This is a genomic window from Dellaglioa sp. CoH-55-MRSF-9 (genome assembly GCF_056782155.1).
Genome location: NZ_JBXAYG010000045.1, coordinates 1 through 303, shown reverse-complemented (window position 1 = coordinate 303; position 303 = coordinate 1). Strand labels below are relative to the sequence as shown.

Genomic DNA, 303 nt, shown 5'->3' with positions numbered 1-303 from the left:
CTTCGGAGGTTCATCCTCGTCGTCCTCATCTTCGTCAAGGTCGTCGTCTTCGTCGTCCTCAGCTTCATCGACGGGCTTTTTCTTTCCCTTGGCCGGCGCTTTCTTCTCCGACTTTGGTGGCTCGTCATCCTCGTCTTCATCTTCGAGGTCGTCGTCCTCATCCTCGTCCTCGTCGTCCTCATCGACAGGTTTCTTCTTGCTCTTCACCTGCTTTTTAGACTTCTTCGGGGGTTCGTCGTCCTCATCTTCGTCTTCGTCGTCGAGTCCGTCATCATCTTCATCCTCGTCCTCGTCGTCTTCGAC

Annotated in this window: 1 pseudogene; it reads right to left on the bottom strand. The window is 54.5% G+C overall.

The window, feature by feature from the left end:
* A pseudogene (locus AC1RPV_RS07730) lies at positions 1 to 303 on the bottom strand (hypothetical protein); the annotation flags it as partial.